This window comes from Pseudomonas sp. LBUM1647, assembly GCF_059716175.1.
In genome coordinates, this window is the sequence record NZ_CP166809.1 from 1184480 (window position 1) to 1208143 (window position 23664).

Consider the following 23664-nt stretch of genomic DNA (forward strand, 5'->3'; position numbering starts at 1 on the left):
GGCTGCCATGTTACGTACAATCAACTTCATGGGCGTTCGCAACTTTGCGTTCGGCGTCACATTGTTCCTTACCGCACTGGCGTTGTTCAGTGTTGCCACCAAGGGCATGAACTGGGGGCTGGACTTCACCGGCGGTACGCTCATCGAGCTGACCTACGAGCGTCCGGCCGATGTCACCAAGGTGCGTGAGCAGCTGGCTACATCGGGCTATCACGAGGCGATCGTACAGAGCTTCGGTGCGACTACCGATTTGCTGGTGCGTATGCCTGGCGAAGACCCGCAACTGGGTCATCAGGTAGCTGAAGCGCTGCTGAAGGTCGGCGGCGATAACCCGGCGACGGTCAAGCGCGTCGAATTCGTCGGCCCGCAGGTCGGTGAAGAGCTGCGCGACCAGGGTGGCCTCGGCATGCTGATGGCGCTCGGCGGCATCCTGATCTACCTGGCTTTCCGCTTTCAGTGGAAGTTCGCGATCGGTGCCATCGTTTCGTTGATTCACGACGTGATCGTGACCATCGGTATCCTGTCGTTCTTCCAGATCACCTTCGACCTGACGGTGCTGGCGGCGGTGCTGGCGATTATCGGTTACTCGCTCAACGACACCATCGTGGTATTCGACCGGGTTCGTGAGAACTTCCGCGTACTGCGCAAGGCGACCCTGATCGAGAACATCAACATCTCGACCACGCAAACCCTGCTGCGGACCATGGCAACGTCGATCTCCACTTTGTTGGCGATCGCGGCCCTGTTGTTCTTCGGTGGCGACAACCTGTTCGGCTTCTCTATCGCGCTGTTTGTCGGTGTGTTGGCGGGTACCTACTCGTCGATCTACATCGCCAACGTCGTGCTGATCTGGCTGAACCTGAGCACCGAGGATCTGATTCCTACAGTGGCTACCGATAAGGAAGTCGACGACCGCCCATAACGGCTATCGTTTTCCAGCTGTCGGCCGAAAAGGCGCGAGTATTGAACTCGCGCCTTTTTTTATGCTCCAAGGCTGGGAGAAGCGCGGGCTTGTCCCGTATGTGATGGTCAGGAGGTTCATGTGAACAAGTCGTTGCTGGTTGGTGCGGTATTGGGTGCTGTCGGTGTAACTGCCGGGGGTGCTGTTGCCACCTACAGCCTGGTTAAAAGCGGCCCTGAGTATGCGCAAGTTCTAGCCGTTGAGCCGGTCAAGACACAAATCAAAACGCCACGTGAAGTGTGCAAGGACGTTGCAGTAACCCGGCAAGCGCCGGTGAAAGATCAACACCAGATCGCCGGTACCGTATTGGGTGCCGTGGCGGGTGGTTTACTGGGTAACCAGATCGGTGGCGGTACGGGCAAGAAGATTGCCACCGTTGCAGGTGCGGTCGGCGGCGGTTACGCCGGCAACAAGGTTCAGGAAGGCATGCAGAATCGTGATACCTACACCACGACTCAAACGCGCTGTAACACGGTGAATGACATCAGCGACAAGGTTGTAGGTTACGACGTCCGTTATTCGCTGGATGGCAAGGAAGGCAAAGTGCGGATGGATCGCGATCCGGGCAACCAGATTCCGGTCGACAAGGAAGGCAAGCTGGTTCTGGGGCAGAATGAGCCGGCTCAGTAAATAGCTGAAATTCAGATTCAAAAAGAAGCACCCTGCGGGGTGCTTTTTTTGTGCTCGCTATTTTCGCTGCACCACTAACCCCTGTGGGAGCGGGCTTGCCCGCGATGGCGTCATCATCTGCACCATTAATGGTGGCTGACACTCCGCCTTCGCGGGCAAGCCCGCTCCCACAGGGATCTACGGTGTTCTTGTGGGCAAATTTCAGGCATAAAAAAAGCACCCCGAAGAGTGCTTTTTTTGTGGCTGCTCGCTTAGCGCTTCAGCGAGGCCGGCAGGTGCGGCTGGATGGCCGTCAATACTGCTTTGAAGCACTTGGTGTTACCGGCAACGACGTGGCCTTTCTCAAGGAAGTCGTGGCCGCCGGTGAAGTCGCTCACCAAACCGCCGGCTTCCTGGATCAGCAGGGCGCCTGCAGCCATGTCCCATTCGGACAGGCCCGACTCCCAGAAGGCGTCGAAACGGCCGGCCGCAACGTAAGCCAGGTCCAGGCTCGCCGAGCCAGCGCGGCGGATGCCGGCGGTCTGGCCAACCAGGGCGCGGAACATGCCCAGGTAGTTGTCGAGGTTGTCCATTTGGTCATCGCGGAACGGGAAGCCGGTACCCAGCAGGGCGCCGTCCAGGCTGGTGCGGCCGCTGACGCGCAGGCGACGACCGTTCAGTTGGGCGCCGCGACCACGGCTGGCGGTGAATTCTTCCTGGCGAACCGGGTCCAGAACAACAGCGTGTTCCAGGCGACCGCGGTATTTGCAGGCGATGCTGACAGCAAAGTGAGGAATGCCGCGCAGGAAGTTGGTGGTGCCGTCCAGTGGGTCGATGATCCACAGGTAGTCTTCGCCTTCGCCGCTACCCGGGTGCATGCCGGTTTCTTCACCGAGAATGCCGTGGGTAGGGTAGGCCTTGCGCAGCGCGTCGATGATTTTCTGCTCGGCGGCGCGATCCACCTCGGATACGTAATCCTTGGCGTCTTTTTCGTCGACCTTGATGGTATCCAGGCGCTCGATGGAGCGGAAGATCAATTCACTGGCGCTGCGGGCGGCGCGCAGCGCGATATTCAGCATGGGCTGCATGGATGTGTCACCTAAGGTTGTTAAAGAAAGCCGGGCATTCTATCAGAAAGTTTCTACAGGTGAAGGTCAGTGTTCGCTTTCATAGCTTAACGGTAGGTTGAGCTGTAAGATTCTGCTCCCCATTAAAGTGTTCGAGAGCGCCTCCCTTGCTGCAAAACATTCGTGTCGTCCTGGTCAATACCAGCCACCCCGGGAATATCGGCGGTGCTGCGCGTGCCATGAAGAACATGGGCCTGTCGCGGCTGGTGCTGGTCGAACCGCGGTTGTTCCCGCATCACGAAGCCGATGCTCGTGCTTCCGGTGCCGGTGACATCCTTGAAAACGCGCAAGTCGTCGCCACCTTGGAAGATGCCTTGGTCGGCTGCAATCTGGTGCTCGGCACCAGCGCCCGTGACCGTCGCATTCCCTGGCCATTGCTCGATCCCCGCGAATGCGGTGTGAAAGTGGTCGAGGAAGCAACGCAGGGCGCTGAAATCGCCTTGGTCTTTGGTCGTGAAGATTCCGGTCTGACCAATGAAGAGCTGCAGCGATGTCATTATCACGTGCACATCCCATCAGACCCTGAGTTCAGTTCGCTGAACCTTGGGGCGGCGGTGCAGGTGTTGAGCTATGAAGTGCGTATGTCCTGGCTCGCGGCCCAAGGTCAGCCGAGCAAAGTCGAGAAGGATGAAGTGGCGTCCACCAAAAGTGGTGAGCTGGCGACCATGGATGAGCTGGAGCGATTCTATGAGCACCTGGAACAAACCCTAGTGGCCATTGAGTTCCTCGATCCGGAAAAGCCACGGCACTTGATGGCGCGCCTGCGCCGGTTGTACGGACGCAGCTCGGTCAGCCGGGCGGAAATGAATATATTGCGTGGCATCCTCACGGAAACCCAGAAAGCGGCCCGTGGTGAGCTTCTTAAGCGGAAGGATTAAAAATGTTCGAGCGTTTGCGTGAAGATATCCAGAGTGTTTTCCATCGTGATCCGGCAGCGCGTAACGCTTTTGAAGTACTGACTTGCTACCCCGGCATGCACGCCATCTGGATCCACCGCCTGTCGTCGGCCCTGTGGGGCATGGGCTGGAAGTGGCTGGCGCGACTGGTGTCGAACTTCGGTCGCTGGTTGACCGGGATCGAGATCCATCCGGGCGCCAAGGTCGGTCGTCGTTTCTTTATCGACCATGGCATGGGCATCGTCATCGGTGAAACCGCTGAGATTGGCAATGATGTCACTCTTTATCAGGGCGTGACCCTGGGTGGCACCAGCTGGAACAAGGGCAAGCGTCACCCGACGCTTGAAGATGGCGTGGTGGTCGGGGCGGGGGCAAAGGTGCTTGGTCCGTTCACGGTCGGCGCCGGCGCCAAGGTCGGTTCCAACGCCGTGGTCACCAAGGCGGTTCCGGCAGGAGCGACGGTGGTCGGCATTCCTGGTCGGATCATCGTCAAGTCTGACGATGAGCAGGACGCCAAGCGTAAGGCCATGGCCGAGAAGATCGGTTTCGATGCCTATGGGGTCGGCGAAGACATGCCTGATCCGGTGGCTCGTGCCATTGGTCAGCTGCTTGATCACCTGCAAGCCGTCGACGGCCGTCTGGAAGGGATGTGCGGTGCGTTGAAGGATCTGGGCAGTAACTACTGTGCCAAGGATCTGCCTGAGTTGCGTGAAGAAGACTTCGCCTGTGTGAAGGACAAGGATCAGAGCCAGGCCAGTTAAACCGCGCCGACCCCTTCGCGAGCAAGCCCGCTCCCACATTAGATCTTCAGCGGGCACGGATTTGTGTTCGACACAGACCAAGTGTGGGAGCGGGCTTGCTCGCGAAGAACGATAACGCGCAATTGCTGGCTGTAACCGGCCAGCCTTTGCTATGATGCGCGCGCTCTTTTGCGGGTAATCCTGACTAAAGTACTAGGTCTTATAGTTGACTTAAATACTCGGGAATTGCATACTCGCCCCATTCTGAACTCCGTGGTAATTGTCCATGCGACTGACTACAAAAGGCCGATACGCCGTGACCGCCATGCTTGACCTGGCGTTGCATGCGCAGCACGGGCCGGTGTCCCTGGCCGATATCTCCGAGCGCCAAGGTATCTCCCTGTCCTACCTCGAACAGCTCTTCGCCAAATTGCGCCGTAGCAATCTGGTGTCCAGCGTCCGTGGTCCAGGCGGCGGCTATCAGCTGTCGCGCGACATGCAGGGCATCCAGGTCGCCCAGGTGATCGATGCGGTGAACGAATCGGTCGATGCCACCAAATGCCAGGGCCAAGGTGATTGCCATCAAGGCGATACCTGTCTGACCCACCACTTGTGGTGCGATCTGAGCCTGCAGATTCACGAATTTCTCAGCGGTATCAGCTTGGCTGACCTTGTCACTCGCCGTGAGGTACAAGAAGTAGCCCAGCGTCAGGATCAGCGCCGTTGCAACAGCAAGGCGCCACGCCTGGACAAGATTGAAGCGTCCGCCGTCGAATGACAGCCAAAGAGCTAGCGGCACGCCAGCCAGCCTGATTTAGGAGATAGTCCATGAAATTGCCGATTTACCTTGATTACTCTGCGACCACCCCGGTTGATCCGCGTGTAGCGCAAAAAATGAGTGAATGCCTGCTGGTCGACGGAAACTTCGGTAACCCGGCGTCCCGTTCCCACGTGTTCGGCTGGAAAGCTGAAGAGTCCGTCGAAAACGCTCGTCGTCAGGTCGCTGACCTGGTCAACGCCGACCCGCGTGAAATCGTCTGGACCTCCGGTGCCACCGAGTCCGACAACCTGGCAATCAAGGGTGCGGCGCATTTCTATGCCACCAAAGGCAAACACCTGATCACCACCAAGATTGAGCACAAGGCTGTCCTCGACACCATGCGCCAACTGGAGCGTGAAGGCTTCGAAGTCACCTACCTCGAGCCTCGCACTGATGGTCTGGTCACTCCGGAGATGATCGAAGCCGCCCTGCGCGACGACACCATCCTGGTTTCGGTCATGCACGTGAACAACGAAATCGGCACCATCAACGACATCGAGGCCATCGGCGAACTGACCCGTTCGAAGGGCATTCTGTTCCACGTCGATGCTGCTCAGTCCACCGGCAAGGTCGATATCGACCTGTCGAAGCTGAAAGTCGACATGATGTCGTTCTCTGCCCACAAAACCTACGGCCCTAAAGGCATCGGCGCACTGTACGTGAGCCGCAAGCCGCGTGTTCGCATCGAAGCGACCATGCACGGCGGCGGTCACGAACGCGGTATGCGTTCGGGCACCCTGGCGACCCACCAGATCGTCGGCATGGGCGAAGCCTTCCGCGTAGCCAAGGAAGACATGGTTGCCGAGAACGTGCGTATCAAAGCCCTGAGCGACCGTTTCTTCAAACAGGTCGAAGGCCTGGAAGAGCTGTACATCAACGGCAGCATGACCGCTCGTGTTCCGCACAACCTGAACCTGAGCTTCAACTACGTTGAAGGCGAGTCGCTGATCATGGCGCTCAAGGATCTGGCGGTTTCGTCCGGTTCGGCCTGCACCTCGGCTTCCCTTGAGCCTTCGTACGTGCTGCGCGCCCTGGGCCGCAACGACGAACTGGCACACAGCTCGATTCGCTTCACCTTCGGCCGTTTCACCACCGAAGAAGAAATCGACTACGCCGCGCAGAAAGTCTGCGAGGCCGTTACCAAGCTGCGCACTCTGTCGCCGCTGTGGGACATGTACAAAGACGGTGTCGACATTTCGAAAATCGAGTGGGCGGCACACTGATTTCAAGTCGCCGCAAACCGGCCCTGTGAACCCTCGGGTGCAGGGCTTCAAGAGCGACTCTCTGATGAGTGAGGATTAAGAATCATGGCTTACAGCGAAAAGGTCATCGACCACTACGAGAACCCGCGCAACGTCGGCAAGATGGACGCGGAAGACCCTGATGTCGGCACCGGCATGGTCGGCGCCCCGGCGTGCGGCGACGTGATGCGTCTGCAGATCAAGGTCAACGAGCAAGGCATCATCGAAGACGCCAAGTTCAAGACCTACGGTTGCGGTTCGGCTATCGCCTCCAGCTCCCTGGCGACCGAGTGGATGAAAGGCAAGACTCTGGATGAAGCAGAGACCATCAAAAACACTCAGCTGGCTGAAGAACTGGCTCTGCCGCCAGTAAAAATTCACTGCTCCGTACTTGCTGAAGACGCTATCAAAGCGGCCGTTCGCGACTACAAGCAGAAGAAAGGCTTGATCTGACTTTCAAGTTTTGGCGACGAGTAAGGAGTCACCGATGGCTATCAGCATGACAGAAGCGGCTGCTCAACACGTGCGACGCTCCCTCAACGGGCGCGGCAAAGGTGAAGGGATTCGTCTGGGTGTTCGCACCACAGGCTGTTCCGGCCTTGCCTACGTGCTGGAGTTTGTCGACGAGGTGGTTGCAGAGGATCAGGTGTTCGAAAGTCACGGCGAGAAAGTGATCATCGACCCAAAAAGCCTGGCCTACCTGGACGGCACCGAACTCGATTTCGTCAAGGAAGGGTTGAACGAAGGCTTCAAGTTCAACAATCCCAACGTACGCGGTGAATGTGGCTGCGGCGAAAGCTTCAACATCTGAGGCTGCGCGTGGGTACTCCTTGTCATTTCGCTTTATTTGAGCTGAAACCGAGCTTCCGTCTGGATCTCGATCAGTTGGCCACGCGCTACCGTGAGTTGGCGCGCGGTGTTCATCCGGACCGCTTTGCAGACGCTTCCGAGCGCGAGCAGCGGCTGGCGCTAGAGCAATCCGCGAGCCTCAACGAGGCCTACCAGACGCTCAAAAGTCCCCCAAAGCGCGCGCGTTACTTGCTCGCCATGGGCGGTCGCGAGCTGCCGCTGGAGGTCACGGTGCATGATCCGGAGTTTCTTCTGCAGCAGATGGAGCTGCGTGAAGAGCTCGAAGACCTGCAAGACAGCGCCGACCTGGCGGGTGTTGCAGTGTTCAAGCGTCGCCTGAAGACTGCGCAGGATGAACTGAACGAAAGCTTCGCAGCCTGTTGGGATGATGCAGCGCAACGTGAACAGGCCGAACGCCTGATGCGGCGCATGCAGTTCCTCGACAAGCTCACCTACGAAGTGCGCCAGTTAGAAGAGCGCCTCGACGATTAACCCAGTGCCGCTCCGGTCGCACGCCTGATATACAGATAAGTCCTGATAACGATGGCCCTACTGCAGATCGCCGAACCCGGCCAAAGTCCTCAACCGCACCAGCGTCGTCTGGCTGTGGGGATCGACTTGGGCACTACCAATTCGCTGGTCGCTGCATTGCGCAGTGGTCTTTCCGAACCTCTGGCTGACGCTGACGGGCAGGTCATCCTGCCGTCTGCCGTGCGCTACCACGCCGATCGTGTCGAGGTCGGCGAGTCGGCCAAACTGGCTGCCGCCACCGACCCTTTGAACACTGTGCTGTCGGTCAAGCGCTTGATGGGTCGTGGTCTGTCCGACGTCAAGCAATTGGGCGATCAACTGCCGTACCGCTTCGTCGGCGGCGAGTCGCACATGCCGTTCATTGACACCATTCAGGGCCCGAAAAGCCCGGTCGAAGTTTCCGCCGATATCCTGAAAGTGCTGCGTCAGCGCGCCGAAGCGACGTTGGGTGGTGAACTTGTGGGCGCGGTGATCACCGTTCCGGCCTATTTCGACGATGCTCAGCGTCAAGCCACCAAGGATGCAGCCAAACTGGCTGGTCTGAATGTGCTGCGACTGCTCAACGAGCCGACCGCCGCTGCTGTGGCTTACGGCCTGGACCAACATGCTGAAGGCCTGGTCGCGATTTATGACCTGGGTGGCGGCACCTTCGATATTTCGATTCTGCGCCTGACCGGCGGTGTGTTTGAGGTTTTGGCTACCGGCGGCGACAGCGCGCTGGGCGGCGATGACTTCGACCATGCAATCGCTGGCTGGATCATCGAGAGCGCCGGTCTGTCCGCCGACCTCGATCCGGGTGCGCAGCGCAATCTGCTGCAAGCCGCTTGTGCGGCCAAAGAAGCCCTGACCAATGCCTCGTCCGTTGAAGTCGCTTATGGCGACTGGAAAGCCGAGCTGACCCGTGAAGTCTTTAATGCGTTGATCGAGCCAATGGTTGCCCGCAGCCTGAAAGCCTGTCGCCGCGCTGTGCGTGATTCCGGCATCGAGCTGGACGAAGTGCACGCGGTGGTCATGGTGGGCGGTTCGACACGCGTGCCTCGTGTCCGCGAAGCCGTCGCTGAAGCCTTCGGCCGCGAACCGTTGACCGAAATCGATCCGGATCAAGTGGTGGCCATCGGTGCCGCGATCCAGGCCGATACGCTGGCTGGCAACAAGCGCGATGGCGATGAGTTGCTGTTGCTTGACGTGATTCCGTTGTCCCTGGGGCTGGAAACCATGGGTGGATTGATGGAGAAGGTGATTCCTCGCAACACCACCATCCCTGTCGCCCGTGCTCAGGACTTCACGACTTATAAAGATGGCCAGTCGGCCATGGCGATCCACGTATTGCAGGGTGAGCGCGAGCTGATCAGCGACTGTCGTTCCCTGGCACGTTTCGAATTGCGCGGCATTCCGGCGATGGTGGCTGGTGCGGCGAAGATTCGCGTGACCTTCCAGGTCGATGCCGACGGTCTGCTCAGCGTCGCGGCACGCGAACTGGGTTCGGGCGTTGAGGCCAGCATCCAGGTCAAACCGTCCTACGGTCTGACGGATGGCGAAATTGCCAAGATGCTCAAGGATTCGTTCCAGCACGCCGGCGACGACAAAGTTGCCCGTGTTCTGCGTGAGCAGCAAGTCGATGCCCAGCGCCTGATCGAAGCGGTGCAGGGCGCCCTCGATGTCGACGGCGAGCGCCTGCTCGACGCTGAAGAGCGCATGGTTATCGAGTTGCAGATGCAGGAACTGACCGAACTGATGAAAGGTACCGATGGTTATGCCATCGAGCAGCAGACCAAGCGTCTGTCGCAAGTGACCGACGCCTTTGCTGCCCGCCGCCTGGACTCGACGGTGAAAGCCGCTCTGGCGGGGCGCAACCTGAATGAGATTGAGGAATAACGATGCCGCAGGTCATTTTTCTGCCACACGATAAGTTTTGCCCGGACGGCATGGTTGTGGAGGCTGAGCCTGGCACTTCCATTCTCGAGCTGGCCCACGAACACCATATCGAGATGGAAAGCGCCTGTGGCGGCGTCTGCGCCTGCACCACCTGCCACTGCATCATCCGCGAGGGTTTCGACTCGCTGGAAGAGGCGGATGAGCTGGAAGAAGACTTTCTTGATCGGGCCTGGGGTTTAGAGGCGCAATCGCGTCTAGGCTGTCAGGCGATCGTCGGAAATGAAGACCTGACCGTCGAAATTCCGAAATACTCGCTCAACCATGCGGCCGAAGCAGCGCACTGATTCAAGGAACTGAAATGAGTCTGAAATGGGTTGATGTGCTGGAAATCGCGATCCAGCTGGCTGAATCCAAGCCGGATACGGACCCGCGTTACGTGAACTTCGTCGATCTGCACAAGTGGGTGCTGGCATTGCCGGAGTTCAGTGATGATCCGACCCGCGGTGGCGAGAAGGTGCTTGAAGCCATTCAGGCTGCCTGGATCGAAGAAGCAGACTGAGTCTGCGCCGTACGCAGTTAGGCAATACCAAAGAACCCGCGTATAATTCGCGGGTTTAATTTTTCACAAATTACCGTTTCTGGAGTTACACCATGGCTGTTCAACGTACTTTCTCCATCATCAAGCCTGACGCTGTTGCAAAAAACGTTATCGGCGAGATCACCACTCGTTTCGAAAAAGCTGGCCTGCGCGTTGTAGCTTCGAAACTGAAGCAACTGTCCAAAGCTGAAGCTGAAGGCTTCTACGCTGAGCACAGCGCTCGTGGTTTCTTCGGCGACCTGGTTGCTTTCATGATCTCCGGTCCGGTTGTCGTTCAGGTTCTGGAAGGCGAAAACGCTATCGCTCTGAACCGTGAGCTGATGGGCGCTACCAACCCTAAAGAAGCTGCTGCCGGTACCATCCGCGCTGACTTCGCTGATTCCATCGACGCCAACGCTGTACACGGTTCGGACTCCGAAGCCGCTGCTGCTCGCGAAATCTCGTACTTCTTCGCAGCTACTGAAGTAACCACTCGCTAAGCATTGGCTTAAGAGTGAAGGTGAATCCATGACTACATCGACTGTAAAAACCAACCTGCTGGGTCTGACTCAGCTGGAAATGGAAAAATTCTTCGACTCAATCGGGGAGAAGCGTTTCCGTGCCGGTCAGGTAATGAAATGGATTCACCACCTTGGCGTCGATGATTTCGACGCCATGACGAACGTCAGCAAGGCCTTGCGCGACAAGCTCAAGGTTATTGCCGAGGTTCGCGGTCCTGAAGTTGTCAGCGAGGACATCTCCACCGACGGCACCCGTAAATGGGTGGTGCGCGTGGCGTCCGGCAGCTGCGTCGAGACCGTGTACATTCCCCAGGGCAAACGCGGCACTTTGTGCGTTTCGTCCCAGGCAGGCTGTGCCCTGGATTGCAGTTTCTGCTCCACCGGCAAGCAAGGATTCAACAGCAACCTCACTGCCGCCGAAGTCATCGGCCAGGTGTGGATTGCCAATAAATCGTTCGGCAGCATCCCGGCGACCGCCGACCGTGCCATCACCAACGTGGTGATGATGGGCATGGGTGAGCCGCTGCTGAACTTCGACAACGTCGTGGCCGCCATGCATCTGATGATGGATGACCTGGGCTACGGGATCTCCAAGCGCCGCGTAACCCTGTCTACATCGGGTGTGGTGCCGATGATCGATGAGCTGTCCAAGCACATCGACGTTTCCCTGGCGTTGTCCCTGCACGCACCGAACGACGCATTGCGTAACCAATTGGTGCCGATCAACAAGAAGTATCCGCTTAAGATGCTTCTCGAGTCGTGCCAGCGCTACATGTCGTCCCTGGGCGAGAAGCGCGTACTGACCATTGAGTACACCTTGCTCAAGGACATCAACGACAAGGTCGAACACGCGGTCGAAATGATCGAGTTGCTCAAGAACATCCCGTGCAAGATCAACCTGATTCCGTTCAACCCGTTCCCGCATTCCGGTTACGAGCGTCCGAGCAATAACGCGATTCGTCGTTTCCAGGATCAGCTTCACCATGCCGGCTTCAATGTCACCGTACGCACCACCCGCGGTGAAGACATCGATGCTGCGTGTGGCCAATTGGTAGGGCAGGTGCTGGATCGCACCCGTCGCAGCGAACGTTATATCGCCGTGCGCGAGTTAAGCGCCGAAAACGATATCGCACAGAACGCTGCGAACAATAATTAAGAGAGGATCTCTATGTCCCTGCGCTTCGCGCTGCTTTTGCTGTTGGCCAGCCTGTGTGCTGGCTGCGTCCTGTCGGGCGATTTCAACCCGATGAAGACCAGCAAGGGCCGCGATGAAGCGCGCGTTGCCTATGTGCAGCTGGGCTTGGGGTACTTGCAGCAGGGCATGACCGAACGGGCGAAAGTACCGTTGAAGAAAGCGCTGGATCTGGATGACTCGGATCCGGATGCCAACGCTGCGCTGGGTCTGGTATTCCAGGCTGAGATGGAGCCGGAGCTGGCGGATCAGCATTTTCGCAAGGCGCTGTCTTCCCGCCCCAACGATGCGCGAATCCTGAACAACTACGGCAGTTTTCTTTTCGAAGAGAAACGGTACAAAGAAGCTTACGAGCGCTTTGAACAGGCCGCCGCCGATACCTTGTATCCCGAGCGTTCGCGGGTGTTCGAGAGCCTCGGAATGACCGCTTCGAAGCTGGGGCAGCGCGATCTGGCGCAGCAGCAGCTGGAAAAAGCCCTGCGTTTGAATCGCCAACAGCCACGTGCATTGCTGGAAATGGCTGAGTTGTCCTTCGAAGACAGGCATTATGTGCCCGCGCGTGACTATTACGATCGTTTTAGCCTGCTCACCGAGCAAAATGCACGTAGTCTATTGCTCGGCGTTCGGCTGGCAAAAGTGTTTGATGATCGCGACAAGGCCGCCAGTTTTGGCCTGCAACTAAAACGACTCTATCCCGGTACGCCGGAATATCAGCAATACCTGTCGGAGCAATGATGAAAGCGGCGCATCCCGAAGTTGTAGCAGCGAATCGCGTTAATCCCGGTGAGACTTTGCGCCAGGCCCGCGAAAGCAATGGCTGGTCGCTGGCCGAAGTGGCCCTCAAGCTCAACCTCACCGTCAATTCCCTGAGCAATCTGGAAGCCGGCGCTTTCGACAAGCTGCCTGGGCATACCTTTGCTCGCGGTTATATTCGCGCCTACGCGAAACTGCTCGGCATGGATCAAACCGTACTGGTCCAACAGTTCGACCAATCCACCGGCACCGACTCCCAGGGCAGCAACGTTCATAGCCTGGGACGTATCGAAGAACCGGTTCGGGTTTCCCACACCATTTTGCGAATTGTCAGCCTGCTGTTGCTGTTCGCAGTGATTGGTGGTGGATTTGTCTGGTGGCAGGATCAAACCTCATTGCGCACCAAAGACCTGACCAGCCTGAGCCCGGAACACGTTGAAGTCGAAGGCGCTGACGGCACCACCCAGATCCATCCGCTGGACGAGCCGGAAGACCAGGCCGTCGCGGAAGGTCAGGCTGAAGGCACAACCTCTCTTGCGTTGCCGCAAGCCGAGACATCGGCAGAAGCGCCGGCCGAAACTGAAGCGACTGCGCCTGCTGCACCGGTTGTACCAGCGCCAACGCCTGTTGCACCTGCCCACAGCACCGCTACAGTTGTCGCGACTCCAGTCGCGCCAGCCCCGACTGCCCCTGTTGTATCGAACCCGCCTGCGAGCGCTTCGGTTACTCCGACCATTCCCCCTCCTGCAGCGTCTGCTTCGGTTGCCGGCCAAGGTTCGGTTCAACTGCAATTCACTGCTGATTGCTGGACGCAAGTGACCGATGGCACCGGCAAGGTGCTGTTGAGCGGTCTCAAGCGCAAAGGCGAAAACGTTTCCGTGAGCGGCAAGCCACCGTTTTCCGTGCGTCTGGGCTTCGCCCGTGGCGCGCAGGTCAGCTACAACGGGCAGGTGGTTGATGTCGCTCCGTTCACCAGTGGCGAGACTGCTCGCCTGAAGTTGGGTCAATAAGTCATGCACGGCGAATCTCCAATCAAACGTCGCGAATCCCGCAAGATCTGGGTCGGTAACGTGCCTGTTGGCGGCGATGCGCCTATCGCTGTGCAGAGCATGACCAACAGCGACACCAATGACGTAGCCGCTACCGTGGCCCAGATCAATCGTCTGGAAGCGGCTGGCGTCGATATCGTGCGAATTTCCGTGCCCGACATGGATGCCGCTGAAGCCTTCGGCAAGATCAAGAAGCTGGTCAAAGTACCTTTGGTTGCCGACATCCATTTCGACTACAAGATCGCTCTGCGCGTAGCCGAACTGGGCGTTGACTGCCTGCGAATCAACCCGGGCAACATCGGTCGCGAAGACCGCGTGCGTGCGGTAGTCGATGCCGCTCGTGATCGCGGGATTCCGATCCGCATCGGCGTGAACGCCGGTTCCCTGGAAAAAGACCTGCAAAAGAAATACGGCGAGCCGACCCCGGCTGCACTGGTTGAATCTGCCCTGCGTCACGTCGAGCACCTTGAACGCCTGAATTTCCAGGACTTCAAGGTCAGCGTGAAAGCTTCTGACGTGTTCATGGCCGTCGCCGCTTACCGCTTGCTGGCCAAGGAAATCGTCCAGCCGCTACACCTGGGCATCACCGAAGCCGGTGGTTTGCGTTCAGGCACGGTGAAATCCGCCGTGGGCCTCGGTATGCTGCTCGCCGAAGGGATTGGCGATACTATTCGCATCTCGTTGGCGGCCGACCCGGTCGAGGAAGTGAAAGTCGGCTACGACATTCTCAAATCCCTGCATCTGCGTTCCCGTGGCATCAACTTCATCGCCTGCCCGAGTTGCTCGCGGCAGAACTTCGATGTGGTCAAAACCATGAACGAGCTGGAAGGGCGCCTCGAAGACCTGCTGGTGCCATTGGATGTCGCGGTCATCGGTTGCGTGGTCAACGGACCGGGCGAAGCCAAGGAAGCCCATATCGGCTTGACCGGCGGCACGCCAAACCTGATTTACATCGACGGCAAGCCGTCGCAGAAGCTGACGAATGACAATCTGGTGGATGAGCTTGAACGCTTGATCCGCCAGAAAGCGGCCGAAAAGGTCGAAGCCGACGCGGCAGTAATCGCCCGCGGCTAAGTCGAACGAATTTAAGGATTTATAGTGAGCAAGTCTCTGCAAGCCATACGTGGCATGAACGACATCCTGCCCGAGCAGACTCCCCTGTGGCGTCATTTCGAAGGCACCGTCTCGCGTTTGCTGGATAACTACGGTTACAAGCAGATCCGCATGCCGATCGTCGAGTTCACCGAGCTGTTCAAGCGCTCCATCGGTGAAGTGACCGACATCGTCGAAAAAGAGATGTACACCTTCGACGACCGCAACGGCGACTCCCTGACCCTGCGCCCCGAAGGCACAGCGGCCTGCGTGCGTGCGGTGCTCGAGCACGGCATCACCGGCGGTGGCCAGGTGCAGAAACTCTGGTACATCGGCCCGATGTTCCGCCACGAACGTCCGCAGAAAGGCCGTTATCGCCAGTTCCACCAGATTGGTTGCGAAGTCTTCAACCTCGACGGTCCGGACATCGATGCCGAGCTGATCGTGCTGACCTGGCGCCTGTGGGGCGAGCTGGGCATCCGTGATGCGGTCAAGCTCGAACTCAACAGCCTCGGCACTGCCGAGTCCCGCGGTCGTTATCGCGAAGCGCTGGTCGAGTTCCTTTCGGCCCGCCTGGACAAGCTGGACGAAGACAGCCAGCGTCGCCTGAAGACCAACCCTTTGCGGGTTCTGGATACCAAGAACGCCGACACTCAAGCCGTGCTGGTCGACGCGCCGAAAATGGCCGACTACCTCGACGAAGAATCCCGCGTGCATTTCGAGGGCCTCAAGGCTCGCCTGGACGCCGCCGGCATTCCTTACGTGATCAACCCGAAGCTGGTTCGCGGGCTGGATTACTACAGCAAGACTGTTTTCGAATGGGTCACCGACCAGTTGGGCGCTCAAGGCACCGTGTGTGCCGGTGGTCGTTACGATGGTCTGGTCGAGCAGATGGGCGGCAAGCCGACCACGGGCGTTGGTTTCGCCATGGGTATCGAGCGCCTGGTGCTGCTGCTTGAAACCCTGGAGCAGATCCCGGAAGAGATTTCCCGTCAGGTCGACGTCTACCTCTGTGCCTTCGGCGAAGCTGCAGAGCTGGCCGGTTTGACACTGAGCGAGCGTATTCGTGATCAATTGCCCAACCTGCGCCTGCAAGTGAATGCCGGCGCCGGCAGCTTCAAAAGCCAGTTCAAGAAAGCCGACAAGAGCGGTGCGTTGTACGCGCTGATCCTCGGTGACGACGAAATGGCCCAGCAAGTGGTAGGTTTCAAACCCCTGCGTGGCCAGGGCGAACAACAAAGCATTGCCTGGGATGCGCTTGCTGCACACCTGGCCACCTGCGTCGTGCAGGGTTGAAGCTGTCAAACAGCCGATTTAGCGATTAAGGAGTATTGGGGTGTCGAGTACCGAAGACGAACAGCTGTCGGATTTGAAGGACTGGTGGACACGCAACGGCAAGCCCCTGGTCACTGGCGGCCTGTTGGCGCTGGTCATCGTGTTCGGCTGGCAGGCCTTTCACAAGTATCAGAGCAATCAGTCGCAAGGCGCCTCGATGCTCTATCAGCAACTGCTGGAAACCACGCTGACGCCAGACGGCAAGCCTGATGCCGCCCGTGTTGCGGACCTGGCCGGCAAGCTCAACAGCGAGTTCGGCGGTAGCGCTTACGCGCAGTACGGCAGCCTGTTCGTGGCAAAAGTTGCGGTCGACAGCGGCAAGCTGGATGACGCAGCCAGCGAGCTGAAAGCCATTGTTGCCAAACCGGCCAACCCGGCGCTGGGCGAAATTGCTCGGCAGCGTCTGGCGCAGGTGCTGGCCGCGCAGAACAAGGCCGATGAAGCCCTGAAACTGCTCGAAGGCGATGCCGATAAAGCATTCCTGGCCACTCGCGAAGAACTCAAAGGCGACCTGCTGGTGCAGTTGGGTCGTACCGACGAAGCGAACACGGCGTATCAAAAAGCCAAGGCGGCACTGTCGGATGAAGCGGCAGTGGGTGGCCTACAAATCAAGCTGGACGACCTGGCTAAAGGGGATGCGTGACGTGATTCGTTGGAAACATGCAGCATTGCTGGCTCTGGCCATATTGGCCGCGGGTTGCAGCAGCAACAGCAAAAAAGAACTGCCACCGGCCGAGTTGACCGACTTCAAAGAAGAAGTGGTTCTGCACAAGCAGTGGAGTCGTTCGATCGGTGACGGTCAGGGCGATTCGTACAACATGCTGGTTCCGGCGATCGATGGCGATACCATCTATGCCGCCGACGTCACCGGTGTGGTGATGGCGATGGATCGCAGCAATGGCGACGTCAAATGGAAGAAAGATCTCGAACTGCCTGTTTCCGGCGCTGTCGGCGTCAGTTACGGTCTGCTCCTGATCGGTACGGTCAAGGGTGAAATCGTTGCCCTGGACGCCATCAACGGTGAAGAGAAATGGCGCGCTCGCGTGTCCAGTGAAGTCCTCGCACCGCCGGCCAACAACGGTGATGTCGTTGTTGTTCAGACTCAGGATGACCGTCTGATCGGTCTGGATGCCGCTACCGGCACCCAACGCTGGTTGTATGACAGCACTCCAGCGGTATTGACCCTGCGCGGCACCAGTGCGCCGATCGTCACCAACCGCCTCGCGGTGGCTGGCCTGTCGACCGGTAAAGTGGTCGCTCTCGATATTTCCAACGGCGTGCCGGTGTGGGAACAACGGGTAGCAATTCCACAAGGTCGTTCGGAACTGGAGCGCGTTGTCGATATCGACGGTGGCCTGCTGCTGTCCGGCGAAACGCTGTACGTCGCCAGCTACCAGGGTCGCGTTGCGGCACTGGACCTGCAAAGCGGTCGTCAGCTTTGGCAGCGTGATGCTTCCAGCTATGCCGGTGTCGCCCAGGGTTTTGGCAGCGTCTACGTGAGCCTGTCTTCGGGCACCGTTGAAGGCGTCGACGAACGTTCCACCACAGCCTTGTGGAGCAACGATTCGCTGGCTCGTCGTCAACTGTCGGCTCCGGAAGTGTTCTCCAGCTACGTTGCAGTCGGTGATATGGAAGGTTACCTGCATCTGCTGAGCCAGGTGGACGGTCGTTTCGTCGGCCGCGAGCGCATCGACAGCGACGGCCTGCGTGCCCGTCCGCTGGTGGTGGGTGACACGATTTATCTGTATGGCAACAGTGGCAAGCTGGAAGCCCTGACCATTAAGTAAAGGTTTGACTATGCTTGGGGTTAACCCCCAGGCAGCCCCGTTTCACGGGGTTCGCAGCGCCCTCAAGCGCTGCCCCGAGCACCAGCCGCTGCCTCGCAGCGGCTTTTGTATTTTCTGAAATAACGAAGTGGAGAGCCGCATGGTTCCCGTAATCGCCCTGGTGGGCCGACCGAACGTCGGCAAGTCCACCTTGTTCAACCGCCTGACCAGGACTCGCGACGCCATCGTCGGCGACTTGTCCGGTCTGACCCGTGATCGCCAATACGGTGAGGCCAAGTGGCAAGGGCGTTCCTACATTCTGGTCGACACCGGCGGTATCTCCGGTGACGAGCACGGTATGGACGAAAAAATGGCCGAGCAGTCGCTGCTGGCCATTGAAGAAGCGGATGTCGTTCTGTTCCTGGTAGATGCCAAGGCTGGTTTCACCGCCGCCGACCAGATGATCGCCGAGCATTTGCGCAAACGTAACAAGCGTTCCTACGTGGTTGCCAACAAGGTCGACAACATCGACCCTGAAATGGCCCGCGCCGAGTTCGCCCCGTTGGGCATGGGCCACGCGATCCCGATCGCCGGCGCCCACGGTCGTGGCATCACCCAGATGCTGGAAATCGCCCTGAGCGACTTCCCGAAAGACGATGACGAGCTGGAAGAAGGCGAGGAAGAGATCGTTGCCGAAGGCGAGGAAGCCAAGCGCATTCCTGGCCCAAGCGAAAAAGACGGTATCAAGATCGCGATCATTGGCCGTCCGAACGTCGGCAAGTCGACCCTGGTCAACCGCATGCTCGGTGAAGACCGGGTAATCGTTTATGACGAGCCCGGCACCACCCGCGACAGCATCTACATCCCGTTCGAGCGTAACGACGAGAAGTACACGCTGATCGATACCGCTGGTGTGCGCAAGCGCGGCAAGATCCACGAAGAAGTCGAAAAATTCTCCGTGGTCAAAACCCTGCAAGCGATCAAAGACGCCAACGTGGTGATCTTCGTGATGGACGCCCGCGAAGGCGTGGTCGATCACGATCTCAACCTGCTGGGCTTCGCCATTGAGTCGGGTCGTGCGCTGGTTATCGCGATCAACAAGTGGGACGGCATGACGCCGAGCGAGCGCGACTTCGTGAAGGTCGAGCTGCAACGTCGACTGTTCTTCGTTGACTACGCCGACATTCACTTCATCTCGGCCCTGCACGGCACGGGCGTGGGCAACCTCTACGCCTCCGTACAGAACTCGTTCAAGTCTGCGGTCACCCGCTGGCCAACCAACCGCCTGACCACGATTCTGGAAGATGCGGTTGGTGAGCACGCGCCGCCGATGGTCAACAACCGCCGGATCAAGCTGCGTTATGCCCACTTGGGTGGTGCTAACCCGCCGATTATCGTGATTCACGGTAATCAGATCGAGAAAGTGCCGAAGTCTTATGTGCGCTATCTGGAAAACACTTATCGTCGTGTCTTGAAGCTGGTCGGTACTCCGATCCGCATCGAGTTCAAGGGCGGCGAGAACCCGTACGAAGGCAACAAGAACTCGCTGACCGACCGCCAGGTCAACAAGAAGCGTCGGATGATGTCGCACCATAAGAAAGCCGACAAGAAGCGCCGCGACAAGCGCTGATTCAGTTTCCCACACCTTTGTGTGTGGGCTTCTGTGGCGAGGGGATTTAGCGAAACGTCGCACCGCCCCGTTGGGCCGCGTAGCGGCCCCAAAACCATCCACTGCGGTCTGTCAGATAAACCGCGGTGCAGGGTTTACGACTACTTCGTAGCCGAACGGGGATAAATCCCCTCACCACAGAGTAATGCGGTGATGTTTGAAAGAGGGGCGCCGGTTGGCGCCCTTTTTTTATGGGCGTCGTTTGGGCTATCCTCGGGCTCTCCCGCGCCGCCGTAGAGCCGGGTGTAGAGCAGGGAATCACCGATGATCACCAGTAAGCTGCCGAATGTCGGCATCACTATCTTCACTCAGATGTCTCAGCTCGCGGCGCAAACCGGGGCGATCAATCTATCCCAGGGTTTTCCCGATTTCGATGCCCCGCAAGCCCTGTGCGATGCGGTCGGTCGGCATATCGCCAATGGCCATAACCAGTATTCGCCGATGACCGGCCTTCCGGCATTGCGTCAGCAGATTGCGGCGAAGATCGCCCGCAGCTACGGCGTCAATGTGGATGTCGACCATGAAGTGACGGTCACTCCCGGCGCCACCCAGGCGATCTTCTGTGCCATTCAGGCGGTTATCCACAGCGGCGACGAAGTGATTGTGTTTGATCCGTGCTACGACAGCTATGAACCGTCGGTGGAACTGGCCGGTGGTCGTTGCGTGCATGTGCAACTGGGCCTGAATGATTTTGCCATCGACTTTGAAAAGCTCGCGCGGGCGATTACGCCGCGCACGAAGATGATCGTTCTCAACGCTCCGCATAACCCTAGCGGCGCGCTGATCAGTCGTGCCGAGCTGGATCAGCTGGCGGCGTTAATTCGCGACCGCGACATCTATGTCATCAGTGATGAGGTCTACGAACACCTGGTGTTCGATGGTGTATCCCACGTCAGCGTGCTGAATCACGAAGAGCTGTATCAGCGCGCATTTGTGGTCAGCTCCTTTGGCAAGACCTATCACGTCACTGGCTGGAAAACCGGCTACGTGGTCGCACCGCCAGCCCTCACAGCGGAGCTGCGCAAGGTTCACCAATACGTCAGTTTCTGCGGTGTAACGCCGCTGCAATATGCCTTGGCCGACTACATGGCCGAGCACCCGGAACACGTCGAAGAACTGCCGGCTTTCTATCAGGCCAAGCGCGATCTGTTCTGCGACCTGCTGACGCCGTCGCGCTTCAGTTTCACTCGAGTGGCCGGCACGTATTTCCAATTGGTCGATTACTCGCAGATCCGCCCGGACCTCAATGATGTCGAGATGGCGTTGTGGATGACCCGCGAACATGGCGTGGCGAGCATCCCGATCTCGGTGTTCTACCAGACCCCACCCGAAGGCCAGCGCCTGGTGCGCCTTTGCTTCGCTAAACGCGAGGAGACCCTGCGTGAAGCAGCGGCAAAACTATGCGTGATCTGAGTGCGCTACCTAATCTGAATATCGCGCTGATCCAGACCACCCTGGCCTGGCACGATCGTCAGGCCAATCTGGAGCATTTCGAGCCGTTGCTGGAACAGGCTCGCGGCGCTGACCTGATCATCCTGCCGGAGATGTTCACCACCGGTTTCTCGATGGAGTCCGAGACCCTCGCCGAGTCGGAAAACGGTCCGACCAGCAAATGGCTGCGGGTTCAGGCGGCGAAACTGGATGCGGTGATCACCGGCAGCGTGATTGTCCAGGCGGGTGACGGCAGCCATCGCAATCGCCTGTTGTGGGCGCGGCCGGACGGGGAGGTGTGGCACTACGACAAGCGCCATCTGTTCCGCATGGCCGGCGAGCACAACCACTTCACCCCCGGCGAGCGTCAGGTGCAGTTCGAACTCAAGGGCTGGCGAGTGCGGCCGCTGATTTGCTACGACCTGCGCTTCCCGGTCTGGAGCCGCGATGCTCAGGACACCGATTTGCTGCTGTACACCGCCAACTGGCCGGGTGCACGGCGTCAGCACTGGAATCGTTTGCTGCCAGCGCGGGCAATCGAAAACCTTTGCTACGTGGCGGCGGTGAATCGCATTGGTACCGACGGCAAAGGCTTTGCGTATACCGGTGATAGTCAGGTGCTGGATTTTCAGGGTGAGACGTTACTCAGTGCGGGCGAAGCGGATGGCGTGTTCAAGGTCGTTCTGGACGCGGCGGAACTGGCGGCTTACCGCACGCGCTTTCCGGCGAATCTGGATGCCGATACGTTCGAGTTCACCTGATACCGGGGTGGTAGCTATAAGATCGCAGCCTTCGGCAGCTCCTACAGGGATCGCATTCCTATGTAGGAGCTGGCGAAGCCTGCGATCTTTTGATCTTCAAACGGCGCAAACAAAAAGGCCCCTAGGTTTTCACCTCGGGGCCTTTTGCGTTTCAGCGAAGGCTTACGCCGCTTTCGCTTCCGGCTGGCTCAGCGAGCGGTTCAAGGCGCTGAACAAAGCCTTGAAGCTGGCAGTGGTGATGTTTTCATCGATACCAACGCCGTGCACCGCACGTTCACCGTTCACACGCAGTTCAATGTAGGCCGCCGCCTTGGCATTGGTGCCCGAACCGATGGCGTGTTCGTTGTAGTCCATGATTTCAACCGGAATCGGCAGACCGGCCACCAGCGCTTCCAGGGCACCGTTGCCCTTGCCACGCCAGTGCAGGTTGGTTTCACCCTGACCTTTACCTGAGACTTCCACTTCGACGGCGCTGTGACCGTTTTCTTCCTGCAGGCGATGGCTGACCAGCGCGTACGGGGTGTTGGCCTGCAAGTACTCGCTGTGCAGCAACGCGTGGATCTGCTTGGCGGTCATCTCCAGGCCCAGGCGATCGGTTTCACGCTGCACCACCTGGCTGAACTCGATCTGCATGCGACGCGGCAAGCTGATGCCGTATTCCTGTTCCAGCAGGTAAGCGATACCGCCCTTGCCCGACTGGCTGTTGACGCGGATCACGGCCTCGTAGCTGCGGCCGATATCGGCCGGGTCGATCGGCAAGTACGGCACTTCCCACAGAGCGTCCGGTTTCTGCTGGGCGAAGCCCTTGCGGATGGCGTCCTGGTGGGAGCCGGAGAACGCAGTGTGAACCAGGTCGCCGACGTACGGGTGGCGTGGGTGCACCTGGATCTGGTTGCATTCTTCGACGACTTTTCGCACGCCGTCGATGTCGGAGAAGTCCAGCTCAGGGTGAATGCCCTGGGTGTAGAGGTTCAGCGCCACGGTCACGAGGTCGACGTTACCGGTACGTTCGCCGTTGCCGAACAGGCAGCCTTCGACACGGTCGGCGCCGGCCATCAGGCCCAGTTCGGTAGCCGCAACGCCAGTGCCACGGTCGTTGTGGGTGTGCAGGCTGATGATCACGCTGTCACGACGGTTGATGTGACGGCCGAACCATTCGATCTGGTCGGCATAGATGTTCGGGGTCGCGCATTCGACGGTGGCTGGCAGGTTGAGAATCACCTTGTGCTCAGGCGTCGGGTTCCAGACTTCGATCACCGCGTCGCAGACTTCTTTGGCGAACTCGAGCTCAGTGGCGCTGAAGGTTTCTGGCGAGTATTCGAAGGTCCACTCGGTGTTTGGCTGCTGGGCGGCATATTTGACGAACAGCTTGGCCGCGTTCACGGCGATGGCTTTGACCCCTTCTTTGTCCTGGTTGAAGACAATGCGACGGAAGGAAGGGGAGGTGGCGTTGTACAGGTGAACGATGGCTTTCTTCGCCCCGCGCAGGGATTCGAAGGTGCGCTCGATCAAATCTTCACGGCCCTGGGTCAGCACCTGAATGGTGGTGTCGTCCGGGATGTGGTTGCCTTCGATCAGGGTACGCACGAAGTCGAAGTCGGTTTGCGAAGCCGCCGGGAACGACGCTTCGATTTCTTTAACGCCGACCGACACCAGGGTTTTCCAGAAACGCAGCTTCTTGACCGCGTCCATTGGCTCGATCAGCGACTGGTTACCATCACGAAGGTCGGAGCTGCACCAGATCGGCGCGGCGGTAATGGTCTTCGACGGCCAGGTGCGGTCCGGGATGTCGATGGTCGGGAACGCGCGGTATTTCGAAGACGGGTCTTTGAGCATGCTCATCGGGAAATCCTTATTGTGTGGGCCGAA

25 protein-coding genes are annotated in these 23664 nt (G+C 58.8%); 23 read left to right on the plus strand and 2 right to left on the minus strand.

Annotation, left to right across the window (positions count from 1 at the left end):
- The first annotated feature begins 7 nt into the window (after positions 1-7).
- Both secF and ACA059_RS05295 read left to right on the plus strand, forming a co-directional pair.
- Positions 8-922 (plus strand): protein translocase subunit SecF, encoded by a 915-nt coding sequence (gene secF / locus ACA059_RS05290; RefSeq protein ID WP_497632990.1) that lies wholly within the window; start codon positions 8-10, stop codon positions 920-922.
- 120 nt (positions 923-1042) lie between these two features.
- On the plus strand, positions 1043-1591 hold the full coding sequence (locus ACA059_RS05295; RefSeq protein ID WP_497632991.1) for a glycine zipper 2TM domain-containing protein: 549 nt from the start codon (positions 1043-1045) through the stop codon (positions 1589-1591).
- Between the two features lie 251 nt (positions 1592-1842).
- Here the strand turns inward: ACA059_RS05295 and suhB are convergent, their stop codons facing one another.
- Positions 1843-2658, minus strand: a complete 816-nt coding sequence (suhB, locus tag ACA059_RS05300; protein ID WP_033061458.1) for a type III secretion system regulator SuhB — start codon at positions 2656-2658, stop codon at positions 1843-1845.
- 146 nt (positions 2659-2804) lie between these two features.
- On the opposite strand from suhB, the gene trmJ reads away from it, so the two are divergent.
- The 21 genes from trmJ to ACA059_RS05405 all read left to right on the plus strand — a co-directional run bounded on the left by trmJ (position 2805) and on the right by ACA059_RS05405 (position 21795).
- Entirely contained in the window at positions 2805-3575 is a 771-nt protein-coding gene (gene trmJ, locus ACA059_RS05305) for a tRNA (cytosine(32)/uridine(32)-2'-O)-methyltransferase TrmJ (protein ID WP_046046028.1), read from the plus strand.
- 2 nt (positions 3576-3577) lie between these two features.
- Positions 3578-4354: a serine O-acetyltransferase gene (cysE, locus tag ACA059_RS05310; RefSeq protein ID WP_134417297.1), complete on the plus strand. Its 777-nt coding sequence runs from the start codon at positions 3578-3580 to the stop codon at positions 4352-4354.
- 265 nt (positions 4355-4619) lie between these two features.
- The gene (gene iscR / locus ACA059_RS05315) at positions 4620-5111 is read left to right on the plus strand and encodes a Fe-S cluster assembly transcriptional regulator IscR (protein ID WP_007903581.1); all 492 of its coding nucleotides are present in this window, start codon (positions 4620-4622) and stop codon (positions 5109-5111) included.
- A 50-nt stretch (positions 5112-5161) separates the two neighbouring features.
- Positions 5162-6376, plus strand: a complete 1215-nt coding sequence (locus ACA059_RS05320) for an IscS subfamily cysteine desulfurase (RefSeq protein ID WP_497632992.1) — start codon at positions 5162-5164, stop codon at positions 6374-6376.
- 84 nt (positions 6377-6460) lie between these two features.
- The gene (gene iscU, locus ACA059_RS05325) at positions 6461-6847 is read left to right on the plus strand and encodes a Fe-S cluster assembly scaffold IscU (RefSeq protein WP_003443374.1); all 387 of its coding nucleotides are present in this window, start codon (positions 6461-6463) and stop codon (positions 6845-6847) included.
- A 34-nt stretch (positions 6848-6881) separates the two neighbouring features.
- On the plus strand, positions 6882-7205 hold the full coding sequence (gene iscA / locus ACA059_RS05330; RefSeq protein ID WP_007903589.1) for an iron-sulfur cluster assembly protein IscA: 324 nt from the start codon (positions 6882-6884) through the stop codon (positions 7203-7205).
- 8 nt (positions 7206-7213) lie between these two features.
- Positions 7214-7735, plus strand: a complete 522-nt coding sequence (hscB, locus tag ACA059_RS05335) for a co-chaperone HscB (protein WP_008070981.1) — start codon at positions 7214-7216, stop codon at positions 7733-7735.
- Between the two features lie 51 nt (positions 7736-7786).
- Positions 7787-9649, plus strand: a complete 1863-nt coding sequence (hscA, locus tag ACA059_RS05340) for a Fe-S protein assembly chaperone HscA (RefSeq protein ID WP_497632993.1) — start codon at positions 7787-7789, stop codon at positions 9647-9649.
- Positions 9650-9651: 2 nt separating this feature from the next.
- Positions 9652-9993, plus strand: coding sequence for an ISC system 2Fe-2S type ferredoxin (fdx, locus tag ACA059_RS05345; RefSeq protein ID WP_347803671.1), 342 nt, complete (start codon positions 9652-9654; stop codon positions 9991-9993).
- A gap of 14 nt (positions 9994-10007) precedes the next feature.
- Entirely contained in the window at positions 10008-10208 is a 201-nt protein-coding gene (iscX, locus tag ACA059_RS05350; RefSeq protein WP_282375258.1) for a Fe-S cluster assembly protein IscX, read from the plus strand.
- A 92-nt stretch (positions 10209-10300) separates the two neighbouring features.
- Positions 10301-10726: a nucleoside-diphosphate kinase gene (ndk, locus tag ACA059_RS05355; RefSeq protein ID WP_007916882.1), complete on the plus strand. Its 426-nt coding sequence runs from the start codon at positions 10301-10303 to the stop codon at positions 10724-10726.
- A gap of 28 nt (positions 10727-10754) precedes the next feature.
- Positions 10755-11903 carry a dual-specificity RNA methyltransferase RlmN gene (gene rlmN / locus ACA059_RS05360; protein WP_033061468.1) on the plus strand — a complete coding sequence of 383 codons (1149 nt, stop codon included), beginning with the start codon at positions 10755-10757 and terminating at the stop codon, positions 11901-11903.
- A 12-nt stretch (positions 11904-11915) separates the two neighbouring features.
- Complete coding sequence (pilW, locus tag ACA059_RS05365) at positions 11916-12674, plus strand: type IV pilus biogenesis/stability protein PilW (protein ID WP_497632994.1); 759 nt, start codon at positions 11916-11918, stop codon at positions 12672-12674.
- Positions 12674-13702: a RodZ domain-containing protein gene (locus ACA059_RS05370; protein WP_497632995.1), complete on the plus strand. Its 1029-nt coding sequence runs from the start codon at positions 12674-12676 to the stop codon at positions 13700-13702. Before pilW ends, ACA059_RS05370 begins: the two co-directional genes overlap by 1 nt.
- A gap of 3 nt (positions 13703-13705) precedes the next feature.
- The gene (gene ispG / locus ACA059_RS05375) at positions 13706-14815 is read left to right on the plus strand and encodes a flavodoxin-dependent (E)-4-hydroxy-3-methylbut-2-enyl-diphosphate synthase (protein WP_008147751.1); all 1110 of its coding nucleotides are present in this window, start codon (positions 13706-13708) and stop codon (positions 14813-14815) included.
- A gap of 24 nt (positions 14816-14839) precedes the next feature.
- Positions 14840-16129 (plus strand): histidine--tRNA ligase, encoded by a 1290-nt coding sequence (gene hisS / locus ACA059_RS05380; protein WP_497632996.1) that lies wholly within the window; start codon positions 14840-14842, stop codon positions 16127-16129.
- 40 nt (positions 16130-16169) lie between these two features.
- Entirely contained in the window at positions 16170-16811 is a 642-nt protein-coding gene (locus ACA059_RS05385; RefSeq protein WP_415773378.1) for a tetratricopeptide repeat protein, read from the plus strand.
- Positions 16804-17955: an outer membrane protein assembly factor BamB gene (bamB, locus tag ACA059_RS05390; protein WP_497632997.1), complete on the plus strand. Its 1152-nt coding sequence runs from the start codon at positions 16804-16806 to the stop codon at positions 17953-17955. Before ACA059_RS05385 ends, bamB begins: the two co-directional genes overlap by 8 nt.
- A 139-nt stretch (positions 17956-18094) precedes the next feature.
- Positions 18095-19564: a ribosome biogenesis GTPase Der gene (gene der, locus ACA059_RS05395; protein WP_046046039.1), complete on the plus strand. Its 1470-nt coding sequence runs from the start codon at positions 18095-18097 to the stop codon at positions 19562-19564.
- A 303-nt stretch (positions 19565-19867) separates the two neighbouring features.
- Positions 19868-21016, plus strand: a complete 1149-nt coding sequence (locus ACA059_RS05400) for a pyridoxal phosphate-dependent aminotransferase (RefSeq protein ID WP_497632998.1) — start codon at positions 19868-19870, stop codon at positions 21014-21016.
- Complete coding sequence (locus ACA059_RS05405) at positions 21004-21795, plus strand: amidohydrolase (RefSeq protein ID WP_497632999.1); 792 nt, start codon at positions 21004-21006, stop codon at positions 21793-21795. Before ACA059_RS05400 ends, ACA059_RS05405 begins: the two co-directional genes overlap by 13 nt.
- Positions 21796-21957: 162 nt before the next feature.
- On the opposite strand, the gene leuA is transcribed toward ACA059_RS05405, so the two are convergent.
- Positions 21958-23637 (minus strand): 2-isopropylmalate synthase, encoded by a 1680-nt coding sequence (leuA, locus tag ACA059_RS05410; RefSeq protein WP_497633000.1) that lies wholly within the window; start codon positions 23635-23637, stop codon positions 21958-21960.
- Positions 23638-23664: the final 27 nt, after the last annotated feature.

What these genes read in the sequence shown, in the direction of transcription:
- ACA059_RS05370 (WP_497632995.1), top strand. Translation starts at nt 12,674, where the DNA reads ATGAAAGCGGCGCATCCCGAAGTTGTAGCAGCGAATCGCGTTAATCCC.
- fdx (WP_347803671.1), top strand. Translation starts at nt 9,652, where the DNA reads ATGCCGCAGGTCATTTTTCTGCCACACGATAAGTTTTGCCCGGACGGC.
- ispG (WP_008147751.1), top strand. Translation starts at nt 13,706, where the DNA reads ATGCACGGCGAATCTCCAATCAAACGTCGCGAATCCCGCAAGATCTGG.
- iscR (WP_007903581.1), top strand. Translation starts at nt 4,620, where the DNA reads ATGCGACTGACTACAAAAGGCCGATACGCCGTGACCGCCATGCTTGAC.
- ACA059_RS05405 (WP_497632999.1), top strand. Translation starts at nt 21,004, where the DNA reads ATGCGTGATCTGAGTGCGCTACCTAATCTGAATATCGCGCTGATCCAG.
- der (WP_046046039.1), top strand. Translation starts at nt 18,095, where the DNA reads ATGGTTCCCGTAATCGCCCTGGTGGGCCGACCGAACGTCGGCAAGTCC.
- iscU (WP_003443374.1), top strand. Translation starts at nt 6,461, where the DNA reads ATGGCTTACAGCGAAAAGGTCATCGACCACTACGAGAACCCGCGCAAC.
- ACA059_RS05400 (WP_497632998.1), top strand. Translation starts at nt 19,868, where the DNA reads ATGATCACCAGTAAGCTGCCGAATGTCGGCATCACTATCTTCACTCAG.
- iscA (WP_007903589.1), top strand. Translation starts at nt 6,882, where the DNA reads ATGGCTATCAGCATGACAGAAGCGGCTGCTCAACACGTGCGACGCTCC.
- cysE (WP_134417297.1), top strand. Translation starts at nt 3,578, where the DNA reads ATGTTCGAGCGTTTGCGTGAAGATATCCAGAGTGTTTTCCATCGTGAT.
- bamB (WP_497632997.1), top strand. Translation starts at nt 16,804, where the DNA reads ATGCGTGACGTGATTCGTTGGAAACATGCAGCATTGCTGGCTCTGGCC.
- leuA (WP_497633000.1), bottom strand. Translation starts at nt 23,637, where the DNA reads ATGAGCATGCTCAAAGACCCGTCTTCGAAATACCGCGCGTTCCCGACC.
- pilW (WP_497632994.1), top strand. Translation starts at nt 11,916, where the DNA reads ATGTCCCTGCGCTTCGCGCTGCTTTTGCTGTTGGCCAGCCTGTGTGCT.
- rlmN (WP_033061468.1), top strand. Translation starts at nt 10,755, where the DNA reads ATGACTACATCGACTGTAAAAACCAACCTGCTGGGTCTGACTCAGCTG.
- hscA (WP_497632993.1), top strand. Translation starts at nt 7,787, where the DNA reads ATGGCCCTACTGCAGATCGCCGAACCCGGCCAAAGTCCTCAACCGCAC.
- secF (WP_497632990.1), top strand. Translation starts at nt 8, where the DNA reads ATGTTACGTACAATCAACTTCATGGGCGTTCGCAACTTTGCGTTCGGC.
- suhB (WP_033061458.1), bottom strand. Translation starts at nt 2,658, where the DNA reads ATGCAGCCCATGCTGAATATCGCGCTGCGCGCCGCCCGCAGCGCCAGT.
- ndk (WP_007916882.1), top strand. Translation starts at nt 10,301, where the DNA reads ATGGCTGTTCAACGTACTTTCTCCATCATCAAGCCTGACGCTGTTGCA.
- iscX (WP_282375258.1), top strand. Translation starts at nt 10,008, where the DNA reads ATGAGTCTGAAATGGGTTGATGTGCTGGAAATCGCGATCCAGCTGGCT.
- ACA059_RS05320 (WP_497632992.1), top strand. Translation starts at nt 5,162, where the DNA reads ATGAAATTGCCGATTTACCTTGATTACTCTGCGACCACCCCGGTTGAT.